At 60.1% G+C, this 17,629-nt stretch carries 14 protein-coding genes; 5 read left to right on the top strand and 9 right to left on the bottom strand.

The window, feature by feature from the left end; genetic code table 11:
* Positions 1-104 precede the first annotated feature (104 nt).
* On the bottom strand, positions 105-737 hold the full coding sequence (locus tag IE038_RS12020; protein ID WP_163937710.1) for a TetR family transcriptional regulator: 633 nt from the start codon (positions 735-737) through the stop codon (positions 105-107).
* 257 nt (positions 738-994) lie between these two features.
* On the opposite strand from IE038_RS12020, the gene IE038_RS12015 reads away from it, so the two are divergent.
* The 5 genes from IE038_RS12015 to IE038_RS11995 all read left to right on the top strand — a co-directional run bounded on the left by IE038_RS12015 (position 995) and on the right by IE038_RS11995 (position 9,094).
* Positions 995-2,146, top strand: a complete 1,152-nt coding sequence (locus IE038_RS12015) for an efflux RND transporter periplasmic adaptor subunit (protein WP_189395684.1) — start codon at positions 995-997, stop codon at positions 2,144-2,146.
* Positions 2,147-2,149: 3 nt separating this feature from the next.
* Positions 2,150-5,302 carry an efflux RND transporter permease subunit gene (locus IE038_RS12010; RefSeq protein WP_163937281.1) on the top strand — a complete coding sequence of 1,051 codons (3,153 nt, stop codon included), beginning with the start codon at positions 2,150-2,152 and terminating at the stop codon, positions 5,300-5,302.
* Positions 5,299-6,750 carry an AdeC/AdeK/OprM family multidrug efflux complex outer membrane factor gene (locus IE038_RS12005; protein ID WP_189395683.1) on the top strand — a complete coding sequence of 484 codons (1,452 nt, stop codon included), beginning with the start codon at positions 5,299-5,301 and terminating at the stop codon, positions 6,748-6,750. Before IE038_RS12010 ends, IE038_RS12005 begins: the two co-directional genes overlap by 4 nt.
* Before the next feature lie 358 nt (positions 6,751-7,108).
* Entirely contained in the window at positions 7,109-8,362 is a 1,254-nt protein-coding gene (locus tag IE038_RS12000; protein ID WP_163937278.1) for an OprD family porin, read from the top strand.
* 225 nt (positions 8,363-8,587) lie between these two features.
* Positions 8,588-9,094: an Mpo1 family 2-hydroxy fatty acid dioxygenase gene (locus IE038_RS11995; RefSeq protein WP_163937275.1), complete on the top strand. Its 507-nt coding sequence runs from the start codon at positions 8,588-8,590 to the stop codon at positions 9,092-9,094.
* Positions 9,095-9,177: 83 nt separating this feature from the next.
* Here IE038_RS11995 and pcaC read toward each other — a convergent pair whose 3' ends face one another.
* The 8 genes from pcaC to pcaK all read right to left on the bottom strand — a co-directional run bounded on the left by pcaC (position 9,178) and on the right by pcaK (position 17,605).
* Positions 9,178-9,570 carry a 4-carboxymuconolactone decarboxylase gene (gene pcaC / locus IE038_RS11990; protein ID WP_189395682.1) on the bottom strand — a complete coding sequence of 131 codons (393 nt, stop codon included), beginning with the start codon at positions 9,568-9,570 and terminating at the stop codon, positions 9,178-9,180.
* Between the two features lie 10 nt (positions 9,571-9,580).
* Positions 9,581-10,372, bottom strand: coding sequence for a 3-oxoadipate enol-lactonase (pcaD, locus tag IE038_RS11985; protein ID WP_189395681.1), 792 nt, complete (start codon positions 10,370-10,372; stop codon positions 9,581-9,583).
* Positions 10,373-10,383: 11 nt separating this feature from the next.
* A complete protein-coding gene (locus IE038_RS11980) occupies positions 10,384-11,748 on the bottom strand; it encodes a 3-carboxy-cis,cis-muconate cycloisomerase (RefSeq protein WP_189395680.1) in 1,365 nt (454 codons plus the stop codon).
* A gap of 44 nt (positions 11,749-11,792) precedes the next feature.
* Complete coding sequence (locus IE038_RS11975) at positions 11,793-13,082, bottom strand: MFS family transporter (protein ID WP_163937272.1); 1,290 nt, start codon at positions 13,080-13,082, stop codon at positions 11,793-11,795.
* 119 nt (positions 13,083-13,201) lie between these two features.
* Complete coding sequence (pcaF, locus tag IE038_RS11970) at positions 13,202-14,407, bottom strand: 3-oxoadipyl-CoA thiolase (RefSeq protein WP_189395731.1); 1,206 nt, start codon at positions 14,405-14,407, stop codon at positions 13,202-13,204.
* Positions 14,404-15,186 carry a CoA-transferase subunit beta gene (locus IE038_RS11965; RefSeq protein WP_189395730.1) on the bottom strand — a complete coding sequence of 261 codons (783 nt, stop codon included), beginning with the start codon at positions 15,184-15,186 and terminating at the stop codon, positions 14,404-14,406. Before IE038_RS11965 ends, pcaF begins: the two co-directional genes overlap by 4 nt.
* Positions 15,183-16,040 carry a CoA transferase subunit A gene (locus tag IE038_RS11960; protein WP_163937265.1) on the bottom strand — a complete coding sequence of 286 codons (858 nt, stop codon included), beginning with the start codon at positions 16,038-16,040 and terminating at the stop codon, positions 15,183-15,185. Before IE038_RS11960 ends, IE038_RS11965 begins: the two co-directional genes overlap by 4 nt.
* Before the next feature lie 218 nt (positions 16,041-16,258).
* Positions 16,259-17,605, bottom strand: coding sequence for a 4-hydroxybenzoate transporter PcaK (gene pcaK, locus IE038_RS11955; protein WP_163937262.1), 1,347 nt, complete (start codon positions 17,603-17,605; stop codon positions 16,259-16,261).
* Positions 17,606-17,629: the final 24 nt, after the last annotated feature.

The following is a 17,629-nucleotide window of genomic DNA, read 5'->3' as shown; positions in this document are numbered from 1 at the left end:
ACTACAAGAGCGCAGACAATCCGTTAAAACGGAGCCCGACGACTTCATCAGATTGGCGCGCTGGAAACAACTGGACGCAATTGCTCACAATCCTTCACAAACTCTTATTTGCGCAAGGCAGGACTCAAGCGCAGCATATCAAGCCCGGTGTCTACCCACAGTTCGGCATCCTTGTGCAAGTCGAAGCTCTCGGGTAGCAGCAGCCAACGCTTGATGATGCCATCTATATAAGCATGTATTGCAATGGCTGCACGCTCCGGGGCCAGATCGGCCGGGAGTTGGCCGCGCCTGATTGCATTGGCCAACGACAGGGAAATGTGCGCATGGCAGTCGATGAGCGAGTTCTGGCGCTGCTGGCGAATGTCGCACATATCGTCGGCGAACTCGCACTTGTGATGCAGAATTTCATTGATACGCCGCGTCTTCGGGTCAAGCACCAAATGCTGCATGAGTTGAATGAGCAGTTTGCGCATGCAGCCAAGCGGGTCGACCTCCTCCTCGCTCTCGCTCGCCTTTGCCAGCTCATCGAGCGGTTCGCGCAAGGTGTCGAGCATCGCCTGAACCAGCTCGGCCTTATTGTTGAAATGCCAATAGATGGCCCCCCGGGTCACCCCCGCCAGCTCTGCAATATCGGCCAGGGTGGTACGCGCCACCCCGCGCTTGTAGAAGGCTTTTTCCGCAGCCTCGAGAATCTGGCTACGGGTTTCCTGGGCTTCCTCTTTGGTTCGACGGACCATGGCAGTGCAACCTCATCAAAGGGCCGAGCGCAGTGGGCGCTCGGGTTCTGGGCCGGGCAAGCGATTGTTGGGCCAGTTCCCGGGGGTCAATTCAGGTCTCGCTGCGGTCGGGTAGACAGAACGAGAGGTGTTTACAAACAACCGTGAATGTAAGTATATTCGTTAGTAAGCTACTTATCCACTCGATGCCATTTATTCTCTCATTCAATTTCCACTACTCTTGAGCGTCTTCAGCTCTCAGCGACCCGAGGATCTCCATGCATTTCAAACCAGCTGTTACCGCTCTGGTTTCCGCCGTCGCCCTGACAACCCTACTCAGCGGCTGTAAAAAGGAAGAAGCGGCGCCAGTCGCGCAAGCACCCCAGGTCGGCGTGGTCACTCTTCAACCTCAAGCCTATACCCTGACCTCAGAGCTGCCGGGACGTACCACTGCGTACCGGGTCGCAGAAGTTCGCCCTCAGGTTAACGGCATCATTCTCAAGCGTCTGTTCACCGAAGGCAGCGAGGTCAAGCTCGGCCAGCAGCTGTATCAGATCGACCCGTCGGTGTATGAGTCGACCCTGGCCAGTGCCCAGGCCAACCTGCAATCGACCCGTGCGCTGTCCGAGCGCTACAAGCAGCTGGTTGACGAACAGGCTGTCAGCCGTCAGGAATACGACGACGCGCAAGCCAAACGTTTGCAGGCTGAAGCGGCCCTCAAGAGCGCCCAGATCGACCTGCGCTACACCAAGGTCCTGGCGCCGATTTCCGGTCGGATTGGCCGCTCGGCAGTCACCGAAGGCGCACTGGTGAACAATGGCCAGACTGACGCCATGGCCGTCATCCAGCAACTTGACCCGATCTATGTCGACGTCACCCAATCTTCGGTCGAACTGCTTACTCTGCGCCGCGAACTGGAAAGCGGTCAGCTGGAGAAAGTCGGCAACAACGCCGCCAAGGTTCAACTGACCCTTGAGGATGGCAGCAGCTATGCCCATGCCGGTCGCCTGGAGTTCTCCGAAGTCTCGGTCGACCCCACCACTGGCTCGGTAACCCTGCGTGCAGTGTTCCCTAACCCTGACCATAACCTGCTGCCAGGGATGTTCGTTCATGCCCAGCTCAAGGCCGGTATCAAGAACGCAGCGATCCTTGCGCCGCAACAGGGCGTGACCCGCGACCTGAAGGGTGCCCCAACCGCATTGGTCGTCAATCAGGACAACAAGGTTGAGCTGCGCCAGCTCAAGGCAAGCCGTACCGTCGGCAATCAGTGGTTGATCGAAGAAGGCTTGAACCCGGGCGACCGCCTGATCACTGAAGGCCTGCAGTTCGTCAAGCCTGGTGTCGAGGTCAAGGCACGCGAAGCGACCAACGTCCAGTTGGCCAAGCCAACCCAGGCCAATGCGGCGACTGCCGGGGCCAAAGGGGAGTAAACCATGTCGAGATTCTTTATCGATCGCCCGATCTTCGCCTGGGTGATCGCCTTGGTGATCATGTTGGTCGGCGCACTGTCGATCCTCAAATTGCCGATCAACCAGTACCCGAGCATCGCGCCACCGGCAATCGCCATCGCCGTGACCTACCCGGGTGCTTCGGCGCAGACGGTGCAGGACACCGTGGTCCAGGTAATCGAGCAGCAGCTCAACGGGATCGACAACCTGCGTTATGTGTCCTCGGAAAGTAACTCCGATGGCAGCATGACCATCACGGCAACCTTCGAGCAGGGCACCAACCCTGATACCGCGCAGGTCCAGGTACAGAACAAGCTGAACCTGGCGACCCCATTGCTGCCGCAAGAAGTGCAACAGCAGGGTATCCGCGTCACCAAGGCAGTGAAGAACTTCCTCATGGTGATCGGCCTGGTGTCCGAAGACGGCAGCATGAGCAAGGATGACCTTGCCAACTACATCGTCTCGAACATGCAGGACCCGATCTCGCGTACTGCCGGTGTCGGTGACTTCCAGGTATTCGGTGCCCAGTACGCGATGCGTATCTGGCTCGACCCGGCCAAGCTGAACAACTTCCAGCTGACCCCTGTCGACGTGAAGACGGCCGTTGCCGCACAGAACGTCCAGGTGTCCTCCGGCCAGCTCGGCGGCCTGCCGGCCCTGCCCGGCCAGCAACTGAACGCCACCATTATCGGCAAGACCCGCCTGCAAACCGCCGAGCAGTTCGAGAAGATCCTGCTCAAGGTCAACCGCGACGGCTCGCAAGTGCGCCTGGGTGATGTCGCCAAGGTAGGCTTGGGTGGCGAGAACTATGCCGTCAGCGCCCAGTTCAACGGCAAGCCGGCCTCGGGCCTGGCAATCAAGCTGGCAACCGGCGCCAACGCCCTGGATACCGCCAAGGCACTGCGCAAGACCATCAGCTCGCTGGAACCGTTCTTCCCGCCTGGCATGAAGGCGGTATTCCCGTATGACACCACGCCAGTGGTCACCGAATCGATCAGCGGGGTTATCCACACCCTGATCGAAGCCATCGTGCTGGTGTTCCTGGTGATGTACCTGTTCCTGCAGAACTTCCGCGCCACGGTCATCACCACCATGACCGTACCGGTGGTGTTGCTGGGTACCTTCGGCATCCTCGCGGCTGCCGGCTTCAGCATCAATACCCTGACCATGTTCGGTATGGTACTGGCCATCGGCTTGCTGGTGGACGACGCCATCGTTGTGGTGGAGAACGTCGAGCGGGTGATGTCCGAAGAGGGCCTGTCGCCCAAGGAAGCCACCAAGAAATCCATGGGCCAGATCCAGGGTGCCCTGGTCGGTATTGCGCTGGTGCTGTCGGCAGTACTGCTGCCCATGGCGTTCTTCGGCGGCTCCACCGGGGTAATCTACAAGCAGTTCTCCATCACCATCGTCTCGGCCATGGCGCTGTCGGTACTGGTAGCACTGATCTTCACCCCGGCCCTGTGCGCAACCATGCTCAAGGCGGTGCCAAAAGGTGAACATCACGTTGCCAAGCGTGGCTTCTTCGGCTGGTTCAACCGCAACTTCGACCGCAGCGTACGCAGCTACGAACGCGGTGTGGGCAGCATGCTGCGGCACAAGGCGCCCTACTTGCTGGCCTACGTGATCATCGTCGTCGGCATGGTCTGGCTGTTCACCCGCATTCCAACGGCGTTCCTGCCCGAAGAAGACCAGGGTGTACTCTTTGCCCAGGTACAAACACCGGCAGGATCCACCTCCGAGCGTACCCAGGTGGTCATCGACGAGATGCGCGCCTACTTGCTGGAAAACGAAGCCGATACCGTGAGCTCGGTGTTTACCGTCAACGGCTTCAACTTTGCCGGTCGCGGCCAGAGTTCTGGCCTGGCCTTCATCATGCTCAAGCCATGGGACCAGCGCTCCGCTGAAAACAACGTATTCAACTTGGCCAAACGTGCCCAGCAGCATTTCTTCACGTTCCGAGATGCCATGGTGTTCGCGTTCGCCCCTCCTGCAGTACTGGAGTTGGGTAACGCCACCGGCTTCGACGTCTTCCTCCAGGATCGCGCCGGCATCGGCCACGCCAAACTGATGGAAGCCCGTAACCAGTTCCTCGGCATGGCGGCCCAAAGCAAGGTGCTGACAGCGGTACGTCCGAACGGCCTGAACGATGAACCGCAATACCAGTTGACCATCGACGATGAACGCGCCAGCGCTCTGGGTGTGACCATTGCCGAGATCAACAGCACGCTGTCGATTGCTCTGGGTGCCAGCTACGTCAACGACTTCATTGACCGCGGTCGGGTCAAGAAGGTCTACATCCAGGGTGAACCTGGGTCACGGATGAATCCGGAAGACCTGCAGAAGTGGTACGTGCGCAACTCGATCGGTGAAATGGTGCCATTCTCCTCCTTCGCCAAAGGCCAGTGGATCTATGGTGCACCGAAGCTGTCGCGCTACAACGGTGTTGAAGCCATGGAAATCCTCGGTGCCCCGGCCCCTGGCTACAGTACCGGTGAAGCAATGGCTGAAGTCGAGCGCCTGGCAGCACAATTGCCCGCTGGTGTCGGCTATTCGTGGACCGGTCTGTCGTACGAGGAACGCTTGTCCGGGTCGCAAGCTCCGGCCCTGTACGCCCTTTCGCTGCTGATGGTGTTCCTCTGCCTGGCAGCGCTGTATGAAAGCTGGTCGATTCCGATTGCCGTCATGCTGGTCGTCCCACTGGGGATCATTGGTGCACTGGCCGCTACCAGCCTGCGCGGTCTGTCCAACGACGTGTACTTCCAGGTTGGCCTGCTGACCACTATCGGGCTTGCGGCGAAGAACGCGATCCTGATTGTCGAGTTCGCCAAGGAATTGCATGAACAGGGCCGTAGCCTGATCGATGCCGCGGTGGAAGCCTGCCGGATGCGGCTGCGCCCGATCATCATGACGTCGCTGGCGTTCATTCTCGGCGTGGTACCTTTGGCTATCTCCAGCGGTGCGGGCTCGGGCAGCCAGCATGCTATCGGTACCGGGGTCATTGGCGGGATGCTGACCGCCACGGTACTGGCCATTTTCTGGGTACCTCTATTCTTTGTCAGTGTGTCGTCGCTGTTCGCCAGCAAAAAGCGTGAAGCCGACGCCACCCCCGAAACTCCACGCTATGAGGCTGGGCAATGAGTAAGTCCCTGTTGTCCCTGGCGGTCACCGCTTTCATTCTTGGCGGCTGCTCGCTGATCCCCGATTACCAAACGCCCGAGTCGCCGGTGGCGGCTCAGTGGCCACAAGGCCCGGCCTACTCGCCGACCGAGTCGGCCGAGGTCGCGGCAGCCGAGCAAGGCTGGCGCCAGTTCTTCCATGACCCGGCTCTGCAACAGCTGATCCAGACGGCGCTGGTCAACAACCGCGACCTGCGGGTGGCGGCACTGAACATCGACGCCTACCGGGCGCAGTACCGCATTCAGCGTGCAGACCTGTTCCCGGCCGTCTCGGCCAATGGCAGTGGCAGCCGCCAACGCGTTCCCGGCGACGTGTCGAGTACCGGTGAAGCGAACATCAACAGCCAGTACTCGGCTACGCTCGGCGTCAGCGCCTATGAACTGGACCTGTTCGGACGTGTCCGCAGCCTCAGCGAGCAGGCCCTGGAAACCTACCTGTCCAGTGAGCAAGCCCGTCGCTCGACACAGATCAGCCTGGTGGCCAGTGTCGCCAACGCCTACCTGACCTGGCAGGCAGACCAGGCCCTGCTCAAACTGACCGAGGAAACCCTCAAGACCTACGAGGAAAGCTACCAGCTGACCAAACGCAGTAATGAAGTCGGCGTCTCGTCTGCCCTGGACCTGAGCCAGGCGCGGACGTCAGTGGAAGGTGCCAGGGTCAAGCTGGCCCAGTACCAGCGCCTGGTCGCTCAGGACCTGAACAGCCTGACCGTGTTGCTCGGCACCAGCGTGCCGGCCAACCTCCCGGCCAGCCAGGAACTCAACGCGGACCTGCTGAACGAGGTACCGGCTGGCCTGCCCTCCGAACTGCTGCAACGCCGTCCGGACATCCAGGAAGCCGAGCACCTGCTCAAGGCTGCCAACGCCAACATCGGTGCAGCACGGGCGGCGTTCTTTCCAAGCATCAGCCTGACGGCTAACGCCGGTACCCTCAGCCCGGACATGGGCGGTCTGTTCAAGGGCGGCTCGGGCACCTGGCTGTTCCAGCCGCAGATAAACCTGCCGATCTTCAATGCCGGTAGCCTGCGCGCCAGCCTGGACTACTCGAAGATCCAGAAAGACATCAACGTCGCCAAGTACGAGAAGACCATCCAGACCGCGTTCCAGGAAGTTGCCGATGGCCTGGCAGCACGCCAGACCTTCAACGAACAACTTCAGGCGCAGCGCGACCTGGTCGCCGCCAACCAGGACTACTACCGCCTGGCCGAGCGTCGCTATCGCATCGGGATCGACAGTAACCTGACCTTCCTCGATGCCCAGCGCTCGCTGTTCAGCAGCCAACAGGCGCTGATCGCCGACCGCCTCCTGCAACTGGTCAGTGAGGTGAACCTGTACAAGGCCCTTGGTGGCGGTTGGTATGAACAGACCGGCCAGGCGCAACAAGCCTCAGCGCAAACCACGCAGAACTGATAGCCGTTGCGGCACTGCCTGCGAAGCTGTCGCGGGAATGCGACACCTCCTGAAAGCCACCCTCGCGGTGGCTTTTTTGTGCCTGCATGCAAAGGTAACTGCCTGACCTGCATCGACTGTCGGCGCGGGCACCTGTAGGGCTATTGCAGCACCGCGAACGCCCAGAAAATTATGTACCACCTAGTTAGTGTTCGTTTATCGCACATTACCGTTTGCGGTGAATTGATTCGACCCCTCCGCTCACAGCACCATCCTTTCGCCGCTTTGAAACACTGACGACTCAGCTCAGCACCTCGATCCGTGACGACTGAACGTTACGGTTGAAGGCCTCGGCCCAATAAAAACAAGAGACACCACAATGAACACCTTCCAACCCGCACGACACTTGTTTTCCGGTTTATTGATCACCACCTGCGCGCTGCCTGCACTGGCCAGCGAAGGCGGTTTTGTCGAAGACGCCAAAGCCACGCTCAACCTGCGCAACTTCTACATCAATCGCAACTTCGTCGACCCGGCAAACAAACAAGGCAAGGCCGAGGAATGGACCCAGAGTTTCATCCTTGATGCCAAGTCGGGCTTCACCCAAGGCACTGTCGGCTTCGGTGTCGATGTATTGGGGCTGTACTCGGTCAAACTCGATGGCGGCAAGGGCACCGCCGGCACTCAATTGTTACCGGTTCACGATGACGGGCGCCCGGCCGATAACTTCGGGCGCCTGGGCGTAGCCTTGAAAGCAAAGGTCTCCAAGACTGAATTGAAGGTTGGCGAATGGATGCCGGTGCTGCCGATTCTGCGTTCGGACGATGGCCGCTCACTGCCGCAAACCTTCCGCGGTGGCCAGATCACCTCCCAGGAGATTACCGGCCTGACACTCTATGGTGGCCAGTTCCGTGGCAACAGCCCACGCAATGATGCCAGCATGGAAGACATGTACATGAACGGCAAACCCGCCTTCACGTCCGATCGCTTCAACTTTGCCGGTGGCGAATACAGCTTCAATGAAAAACGGACATTGATCGGCCTGTGGAATGCCGAGCTCAAGGACATCTACAACCAGCAATACATCAATCTGGTTCACAGCCAGCCGCTGGGTGACTGGACCCTGGGCGCCAACCTCGGTTACTTCATTGGCAAGGAAGACGGCGCTGAACGGGCCGGCAAGCTGGATAACAAGACCGCTTCGGCGTTGCTGTCGGCACGCTACGGCAGCAACACCTTCTATGTCGGCCTGCAGAAGGTCAGTGGCGACAGTGCCTGGATGCGGGTGAACGGCACCAGCGGCGGCACCCTGGCCAACGACAGCTACAACTCCAGCTTCGACAACGCCAAGGAGCGCTCCTGGCAATTGCGCCATGATTTCAACTTTGCCGGCCTCGGTGTACCTGGTCTGACCTTGATGAACCGCTATATCAGCGGCGACAACGTGCAAACCAGCAGTGTTGATAATGGCAAGGAATGGGCGCGGGAATCGGAGCTGGCCTATGTCATCCAGTCCGGCACCTTCAAAGACCTCTCGTTCAAATGGCGCAACTCGACCATGCGCCGAGACTTCAACACCAACTCCTTTGACGAGAACCGCCTGATCGTCAGCTACCCGATCGGCATTCTGTAAGCACCGCAACACCTGGCTTGGCGAGACGCCGACCGGGTTCGCCAGTTGTTAGAGGCGAGCCGGGTCGGGGATCTCGATTCAACCAGAGCCCCGACGCGCTACCTCCCCTCCCGGCAGCAAGCTATCCTGCACGAAATGCGCAACCGCCCACACCTGTAGCCTTGAATCGGCGGCATACGCCAGGTATGACGATTGTTCATTCGACGCTCGACGGGAGGAACAACAATGAAAAGCCTCGCTACGTACCTCAGTCAGTACGCCGCGTACCACCGCGATCCGCGCAACATTGCCACGCACTTCATTGGGATCCCGCTGATCGTCGTTGCAGTGACCGTACTGCTGTCACGCCCGGGTCTATCGCTGATGGGGATGTGGTTGTCACCTGCACTGCTCGCAGCCTCGGCTTCGGCCTGGTTTTACCTGCGACTGGACCCACACTTTGGCCTGGTGATGGGCGCTTTGCTCGGCCTGTGCCTATGGGCTGGTGAGCGACTGGCGGCACAAAGCACTGCGGTCTGGTTGAGCGCAGGATTGGGGCTGTTCGTGGCCGGCTGGGCCATCCAGTTCGTCGGGCATTATTACGAAAAGCGTAAACCGGCGTTTGTCGATGACATCAGCGGGCTGATCATCGGGCCGTTGTTCATCGTGGCAGAAGCGGCGTTCATGCTTGGGCTACGGCCCGACTTGAAAGCAGCTGTGGAAGGTAGCGCCGGGCCGGTGACCTGGCGCTAGAAGGGCATGGCGCTGTAAGGGCCCGCGCCCGCAACGGACGTGGGAACGTCCGAGTGCAGGCCCCGGTTTTGCCCGTTTTCACGTCACTCGCGCGACTCAACCCCCAACTCATCCCACACCGACTCCGCCAGGTGGAACGTGGCATTGGCCGCCGGAATCCCGCAGTAGATCGCGCTCTGCATCAGCACTTCCTTGATCTCTTCACGGGTGACGCCATTGTTGGCTGCCGCTCGCAAATGCAGCTTCAGCTCTTCATTGCGGTTCATGCCAATCAACATCGCAATGGTGATCAGGCTTCGGGTATGCCGCGGCAAGCCCGGACGGGTCCAGATATCGCCCCAGGCATGACGGGTGATCATTTCCTGGAACTCGCTGTTGAAGGCCGTCAGGTTATTCAGGCTGCGATCGACGTGTGCGTCGCCCAGCACTGCACGACGGACCTTCATGCCTTCTTCGTAACGCTGTTTCTCGTCCACACCTAGCTCCTCAACGGGCCAACAGGAAGTCAATGACACGACGACTGAACGGTTCACCCACTTCAACGTTGGACAGGTGCGCAGCATGGAACTCAGCGTACTCGGCACCGACTACGTTGTCCTGGATAAACAGGCCGCCAGACGGCGGGGTCACCGCGTCGGCGCTGCCGGAAATCACCAGCAGCGGTACCTTGATCTCGCTCAACTGGTCGCGGAAGTCGGCATCACGCACCGCCGCGCAGTTCGCCGCGTAGCCCTGCGGCGAGGTCGCCGCGAGCATGTCGGTGATGCGCTTGGCCTGGTCGGGATGGGCTGCGGCGTAGGCCGGGGTGAACCAACGTTCAATGGACGCATCCCGCAGGCCAACCATGGCAACTTGACCGTCACGCAGCACGGTTTCGATGCGAGGGTTCCAAACCTCCGGCGCACCGATTTTGGCTGCCGTATTGCAAACGATCAGTCGGTTCAGTCGATGGCCAGCATTAATACCCAGCCATTGGCCGATCAGACCGCCCATGGACAGGCCACAGAAATGTGCGCGCTCGATCTGCAAGGCATCGAGCAAGGCCAGTACGTCCCGACCCAATTGTTCAATGCTGTAGGGACCCTCGGTCACCAACGACTGGCCATGACCACGGGTGTCGTAACGCAGTACACGAAAGTGCGCGGCGAACGCGGGCAGTTGGGTGTCCCACATGTGCAGGTTAGTGCCCAGGGAGTTGGACAACACCAGCACCGGCGCCCCTTCCGGGCCATCGATTTGATAGTTCAGTACGCCATCGGCAAGTTGTACGCTAGCCACAAAAGTCTCCTTCAGGCACTCAGTCGGGTATGTTCAGCCACGGCACGCTCAACCCAGACACGCGCCTGGCCGAGGTAGTGCGCGGGGTCCAGCAGACGATCGAGTTCATCTGCCGACAGTTCGGCGCTCACCTGCGGGTCATCGCCGAGCACGGCGCGCAGGTGGCGTTGTTCAGCCACTGCACGCTTGCAGCAGCTCTCCAGCAGGTGGTGGGCATGGTCACGCCCCAAGCGTTGCGCCAACACGATGCTTACCGCTTCAGCCAAGACCAGGCCTTGGGTCAATTCCAGATTGCGGCGCATCCGCGTGGCATCGACTTCCATGCCATCGGCAAGGATCTGTGCCTGATGCAATGCACCGGACACCAGGCAGCAGATCTCCGGCAGTGTTTCCCATTCGGCGTGCCACAGGCCCAGGCTGCGCTCATGCTCCTGTGGCATGGCGGCGAACAAGGTCGACAGCAAGCCTGGCACCCGGGTCGCTGCACCGATTAGTACCGCCGCCCCCACCGGATTACGCTTGTGCGGCATGGTCGAGGAACCGCCCTTGCCCGGAGCAGAAGGCTCAAACACTTCGGCGGCCTCGGTTTGCATCAACAAGCTGACATCACGGCCCAACTTGCCCAAGGTGCCCGCGATCAGGGCAAGCACTGAAGCGAACTCCACCAAGCGATCTCGTTGGGTGTGCCAAGGCTGCTCGGGCAAGCTCAGGTGCAACTGCTCAGCCAGTGCTTCGGCAACCCGCAAACCATTTTCGCCCAAGGCAGCCAAGGTTCCAGAGGCACCGCCGAACTGCAGGCAGAAGACCCGAGGCTTGAGCTCTTGCAAGCGTTGACGATGCCGCGTCAGGGCACCCAGGGTGCCGGCAATTTTCATTCCCAGCGTCACCGGGGTGGCATGTTGCAGCCAAGTGCGCCCGGCCAGTGGTGTATCGGCATGGGCCAGGGCCTGGCGTGCCAAGGCTTCGCACAGTTGGGCAAGGTCAGCTTCGATCAGGCTGAGCGCGTCACGCAGTTGCAGTACCAGACCGGTGTCCATCGCGTCCTGGCTGGTCGCCCCAAGGTGAACGAAACGCTCGGCTTGCGGTGTCTCACTGGCGATCACCTTGCCCAGTGCCTTGACCATTGGAATTGCCGAGTTACCCGCCACGGCGATGGCTTCAGCCAAGGCGCCGAAATCGTAGTGATCGGCCTGGCAAGCCGCTTCTATGGGCGCTACTGCCTCCTGTGGGATAACCCCGACAGCGGCTTCGGCACGGGCCAGCGCAGCTTCAAAATCAAGCATGCCCTGCACTCGACCACGGTCGGAAAATACCTCGCGCATGGCAGGTGCAGTGAAATAGGCATCGAACAATTGGTTGCCCGGTCGTTGAGTCATGGCAGGTCCTTCAACAAGACGCGCCCCAAGGGCGCGCCAGTGGATCAATGATCGTTATGCAAATACGCCGCCTGCTTCGGCAGGCGCAGGCTGAACAGGAAGGCAATCGCCATCATCGCGGTAACGTACCAGTAAAAACTGTTTTCCATGCCCAGGGATTTCAGCCCCAGCGCAACATACTCGGCAGAACCACCAAACAGTGCATTGGCCACGGCGTAGGCCAGGCCAACCCCCAATGCGCGCACCTGCGGCGGGAACATCTCAGCTTTGACCAGGCCGCTGATCGAGGTATAGAAACTGACGATGGCCAACGCCAGGGTGATCAGGACAAAGGCCAGAAACGGGCTGGTGACAGTCTTCAGCACCAACAGGATCGGCAGCGTGCACAGCGTGCCCAACGCGCCAAACCACAGCATCGAGTTACGCCGGCCAATGCGGTCGGAGAGCATGCCGAACAGCGGCTGCATGCACATGTACAGGAACAGCACGCCGGTCATGATGAAGCTGGCGGTCTTGGCGTTCATCCCGGCAGTGTTCACCAGGTACTTCTGCATGTAGGTAGTAAAGGTGTAGAAAATCAGCGAACCACCAGCGGTGTAACCCAGCACAGTGATAAAGGCCGCCTTGTGATGACGGAACAACCCAACAAGGCTGCCCGCCTCTTTATCGCTACGGGTAGCCGCGCTGCTGGTTTCTTCCAGCGAACGGCGCAGGAACAGCGAGATCAAGGCCGCACAGGCACCGATTACGAAGGGGATTCGCCATCCCCAGGCACGCAGTTCATCTTCACTGAGCAGCTGTTGCAGGATCACCACCACCAACACCGCAAGCAGTTGCCCGCCAATCAGCGTCACGTACTGGAACGAGGCGAAAAAACCTCGTTGGCCGCGCAGGGCGACCTCGCTCATGTAAGTCGCGGTGGTGCCGTACTCCCCGCCCACCGACAAGCCCTGGAACAGTCGGGCAAGCAACAGCAGAGCCGGTGCCCATGCACCGATGCTGCCATAGGTCGGCAGGCAGGCAATGGCGAGTGAGCCGGCGCACATCATCAGCACCGAGATCATCATCGAGTTCTTGCGACCATGACGATCGGCAACCCGGCCAAACAGCCAGCCACCAATCGGGCGCATCAGAAAACCTGCGGCAAATACCCCGGCAGTGTTGAGCAACTGCACCGTGGGATCGTCGGAGGGGAAGAAAGCGGGCGCAAAGTAGATCGCGCAAAAGGCATAGACATAGAAGTCGAACCATTCGACCAGGTTGCCTGAAGAGGCGCCGACAATGGCGAAGATACGTTTACTGCGCTCTTCCCCGGTGTAGTAGGTTGAAGTCATGACTGCTTACTCTTGGAGGGTTCTGAAAGTCTAGACAGGCTTGGCGATACCCTCGCTCCACATAACAATCACCCCATCGCCCTGACCTTGCGTGGAGGCCGGGCGATGAGGTTATTGATTTACACGCGCTCGATCGCCAGCGCCAAACCTTGACCAACCCCTACACACATGGTTGCCAGGCCTTTGCGGCCGCCAGTTTTTTCCAACTGGTGCAACGCGGTCAGAATCAAGCGTGCGCCGCTCATACCCAAAGGATGCCCCAGGGCGATGGCGCCACCGTTAGGGTTGACCTGCGGTGCATCATCGGCCAGGCCCAGTTCACGCAGCACGGCAAGGCCTTGGCTGGCGAATGCTTCATTGAGTTCGATGACGTCGAAGTCAGTCACAGCCAGGCCAAGACGCTCGACCAGCTTACGTACGGCCGGTACCGGGCCAATGCCCATGACACGTGGGGCGACACCGGCACTGGCCATGCCCAGCACGCGCGCACGCGGTGTCAGGCCGTGTTTCTTCACTGCTTCGGCGGACGCCAGGATCATCGCAGCGGCACCGTCGTTGACGCCTGAGGCATTGCCTGCCGTAACGGTCTTGTCCGGGCCATTGACTGGCTTGAGCCGGGTCAGTGCTTCCAGCGTGGTATCGGCACGCGGGTGCTCATCCTGGTCAACGATCGTTTCGCCCTTCTTGTGGGCGATACGTACCGGTACGATTTCCTCGGCGAAGAAACCGGCGGCCTGTGCCTGGGCGGTACGCTGCTGGCTACGCAGGGCGAAGGCGTCCTGATCGGCACGCGACACCTGATAGTCATCGGCTACGTTGTCGGCGGTCTGCGGCATGGCATCGACACCGTACTGCGCTTTCATCAACGGGTTGATGAAGCGCCAGCCAATGGTGGTGTCTTCCAGCTTCATGTTGCGCGAGTAGGCGCTATCGGCCTTGCCCATGACGAACGGAGCACGCGACATCGACTCGACGCCACCGGCAATTGCCAGCTCCATCTCGCCGCTGGCGATGGCACGGAAGGCTGTACCGACCGCGTCCATGCCCGAAGCACAAAGACGGTTGAGGGTTACGCCCGGCACACTTTCCGGCAGACCCGCCAGCAACAGTGCCATGCGGGCAACGTTGCGGTTGTCTTCACCGGCCTGGTTCGCGCAGCCCAGAAAGACTTCATCGATCTGGTCCCACTGCACTGACGGGTTACGCTCGATCAGCGCCTTGAGCGGCACGGCGGCCAGGTCATCGGCACGCACACTGGCCAAACCGCCACCGAAGCGACCGATGGGGGTACGAATTGCATCGCAAATAAAGACGTCACGCATCAGGCTTCTCCTGGCGCTTGGCCATGAGCGGCGGCCGTACGTGCTTCCAGGTCACGCAGGGCGGTCAGTTCAACTTCGCTCGGCTCGGTGGTCTGTGCCACGTTGTCGGCAAAGCGGATGGGCCAGCCGGTCGCAGCAACGATCTGCTCACGGGTGACACCCGGGTGGATAGACGTCACTACAAACTCATTGGTACCGGCTTCCGGCTCCATGATGCACAGGTCGGTGATGATGCCTACCGGCCCTTCGCCTGGCAGCCCCAGGCGCTTGCGCGAGTCGCCGCCTTCACCATGGCCGACTGATGTGATGAAGTCGAGCTTGTCGACGAACGCACGCGACGACTGCTTGAGGATGATCAGCACTTGCTTGGCGGAGCCGGCGATCTCTGGTGCGCCACCCGCACCTGGCAGGCGAACCTTGGGATTATGGTAGTCACCCACCACCGTGGTATTGATGTTACCGAAGCGGTCGACCTGCGCAGCACCGAGGAAGCCCACGTCAATACGTCCGCCCTGCAGCCAGTAGCGGAAAATTTCGCCGGTCGGCACCACTGTATCAGCGGTTTCGGCCAGTTCACCATCACCGATGGACAGCGGCAGAACGCTCGGTTTGGCACCAATCGGACCAGACTCATAAATCAGTACCACGTCCGGGGACGAGGTCAACCGCGCCAGGTTGGCGGCCTTGGAGGGCAGGCCAATGCCAACGAAGCATACGGCACCATTGCGCAGACGACGGGCTGCGGCGACGGTCATCATTTCATTGGTGGAGTAGCTCATTATTCAGCCTCCGAAGCGCTGGCCAGTTTTGCCTTGAATGCGTTGAAATCAGCAGTACCGCGGATGTATTCGTCGATCCAGGCGGTGAAGCTCTCACGGCTGCGGGCAATCGGGTCCCAGGCCTGATAGAAACGGTTATCACGCTCGTAGTAGCCATGGGCATAGGACGGGTGTGCACCACCAGGGACCAGGCAGACAGCAGACAGCGCCCAGGTCGGCAGGACGCAGGCGTTCATCGGAGCGTTCAGGTCATCGACGATTTCTTCGACCGTGACGATGCAGCGTTTGGCAGCCAAGGCGGCCTCTTTCTGCACACCGAGGATGCCCCACAGCAGCACGTTGCCCTTGCGGTCGGCTTTCTGCGCGTGGATCACCGTGACATCGGGGCGTACCGAAGGCACTGCAGCCAGCACTTCACCCGTGAATGGGCAGGTGACGCTCTTGATCAGCGGGTTGACCTTCGGCAGGTCGGAACCGGCGTAAGCACGCAACACAGCGAACGGCAGGCCGGAAGCACCCGCAACATAGGCGTTGGCCAGGTCAGCGTGGCTGTGCTCTTCAATCTCCATGGCGTGTGGCCATTGTTTTTCCACCGCATCGCGCAAACGGTGCAGGGAACCAACGCCTGGGTTACCGCCCCAGGAGAAGATCAGCTTCTTGGCACAACCGGCACCGATCAGCTGGTCGTAGATCAAGTCAGGCGTCATGCGAACCAGGGTCAGATTCTTCTTGCCCTGACGAATGATTTCATGACCGGCTGCGGTCGGGATCAAATGTGTGAAGCCTTCGAGAGCGACGCTGTCGCCATCGTTGACGAACTGCTTCACGGCGTCGTGGAGCGAGAGGATTTCAGCCATTGCAGACTCCTGGTATTCGCTGAAGTCGAGGGAGGATTGACCTCAGATTAAGGCCGTCCAGAACGTGGTTCAATCCGATAATCGACTAAGTGTTCGATAATCGAACCAATTGTGCCCACGCTCATGGCAGGCAGCCCTTCCTGCAAGCGCTGCCTGCAGGAAGGGCGAGAAGGTCAATTCGGGTGTCAACATTGCCGGCGTTGAGACGCCGTTCGGTATCAGGTCGCGTCGGCGTGGCTAACCATGCCCTTGACGATCACTGCCACAGTGGCCAGGCCTGCAGGAATCACCAGCGCTGTCAGTACCTGCTCGAAGTTCCAGCCAAGGCCTAGCAACGTAGCGCCCATCCAGGCACCGAGGATCGCGCCGAAACGGCCAATACCCAGCATCCACGACACGCCTGTGGCACGCCCCTGAGTGGGATAGAACCGTGCGGCCAATGACGGCATGGCCGATTGCGCGCCGTTGACGCACATGCCGGCAATCAATACCAACGTGGCCAGCAGGGTGATGTTGCCAAGGCTCTGTCCTACCGCGTAGGCAAAGACACCCGCCAACAGGTAGAACCCCCCAATGACCTTGTGCGGGTTGAAACGGTCCATCGCCCAACCCACCGCGACGGCGCTCAGTACACCGCCAAACTGGAACAGTGCACCAATGAACGCAGCCTGTTCCATGCTGGCGCCACTTTCGCGCATCAGGGTCGGCAACCAACTGGTCAGCAGGTAAACGATCACCAGACCCATGAAGTAAGTCAGCCACAACAGCAGGGTGCCAACACTGTAGGTACCGGAAAAAATCACCGCGAACACATTGCGCGCCCTGACCGTCTTTTGCTCTGGAACACTGAAACTCGCGGCTTGGGCCACCAGGATCAGGTCAATCGGTGCAAGGGTCTTGCGCACCTTGTCGGTACCGCGGTTGCGTACGACCAGATAACGAGCCGACTCCGGCAGCCAGGCCAGCAGCACCAGCGCCAACAACAACGGTAGAACACCGCCAATCAGCAACAGGCTATGCCAACCGAACAGGGGAATCAGCTTGGCAGAAATGAAACCGCCCCCCGCCATACCCAAGTTGAAACCGCAGAACATGCTAGTGACCAGCAATGATTTGTGCCGCTCGGGGGTGTACTCAGACAACAGCGTGGTGGCATTCGGCATACCGGCGCCAAGGCCAAGGCCGGTCAAGAAGCGCAGCACCAGCAACTGATCGACATTGCTGCTGTAGGCCGACGCCAGGCTGAAGGCCCCGAACAGGACGACCGCCCCCACCAGGACGACCTTGCGCCCAAAACGGTCTGCCAGCGGCCCGGAACCCAGCGCGCCGAAAACCATGCCAATCAGCGCGGCACTCATGACCGGGCCAAGACTGGCACGGTCGATCCCCCAATCCTGGGACAGTGCGGGGGCAATGAAGCCCATCGCAGCCGTATCCAAACCGTCAAGGAAGACAATCAGGAAGCAAAGAATAACGACACGCCATTGATAGCGCGACAGCGGTTGTGCATTGATGAAGGACTGCACATCAAGGCAGTTTCCAACAGAAACCTGGGGACTGTTCATTATTGTTATCCAGAAAAAATGCGT

Source organism: Pseudomonas laurentiana (assembly GCF_014648275.1).
GTDB classification, from domain to species: Bacteria; Pseudomonadota; Gammaproteobacteria; order Pseudomonadales; family Pseudomonadaceae; genus Aquipseudomonas; species Aquipseudomonas laurentiana.
This window is presented reverse-complemented; position numbering and strand designations above follow the sequence as displayed.

Bases quoted from the DNA above. Each gene is read 5' to 3' on its own strand.
- pcaK (WP_163937262.1), bottom strand. From the start codon at position 17,605: ATGAACAGTCCCCAGGTTTCTGTTGGAAACTGCCTTGATGTGCAGTCC.
- IE038_RS11980 (WP_189395680.1), bottom strand. From the start codon at position 11,748: ATGACTCAACGACCGGGCAACCAATTGTTCGATGCCTATTTCACTGCA.
- IE038_RS12010 (WP_163937281.1), top strand. From the start codon at position 2,150: ATGTCGAGATTCTTTATCGATCGCCCGATCTTCGCCTGGGTGATCGCC.
- IE038_RS12005 (WP_189395683.1), top strand. From the start codon at position 5,299: ATGAGTAAGTCCCTGTTGTCCCTGGCGGTCACCGCTTTCATTCTTGGC.
- IE038_RS12000 (WP_163937278.1), top strand. From the start codon at position 7,109: ATGAACACCTTCCAACCCGCACGACACTTGTTTTCCGGTTTATTGATC.
- IE038_RS12020 (WP_163937710.1), bottom strand. From the start codon at position 737: ATGGTCCGTCGAACCAAAGAGGAAGCCCAGGAAACCCGTAGCCAGATT.
- IE038_RS12015 (WP_189395684.1), top strand. From the start codon at position 995: ATGCATTTCAAACCAGCTGTTACCGCTCTGGTTTCCGCCGTCGCCCTG.
- IE038_RS11960 (WP_163937265.1), bottom strand. From the start codon at position 16,040: ATGGCTGAAATCCTCTCGCTCCACGACGCCGTGAAGCAGTTCGTCAAC.
- IE038_RS11975 (WP_163937272.1), bottom strand. From the start codon at position 13,082: ATGACTTCAACCTACTACACCGGGGAAGAGCGCAGTAAACGTATCTTC.
- IE038_RS11995 (WP_163937275.1), top strand. From the start codon at position 8,588: ATGAAAAGCCTCGCTACGTACCTCAGTCAGTACGCCGCGTACCACCGC.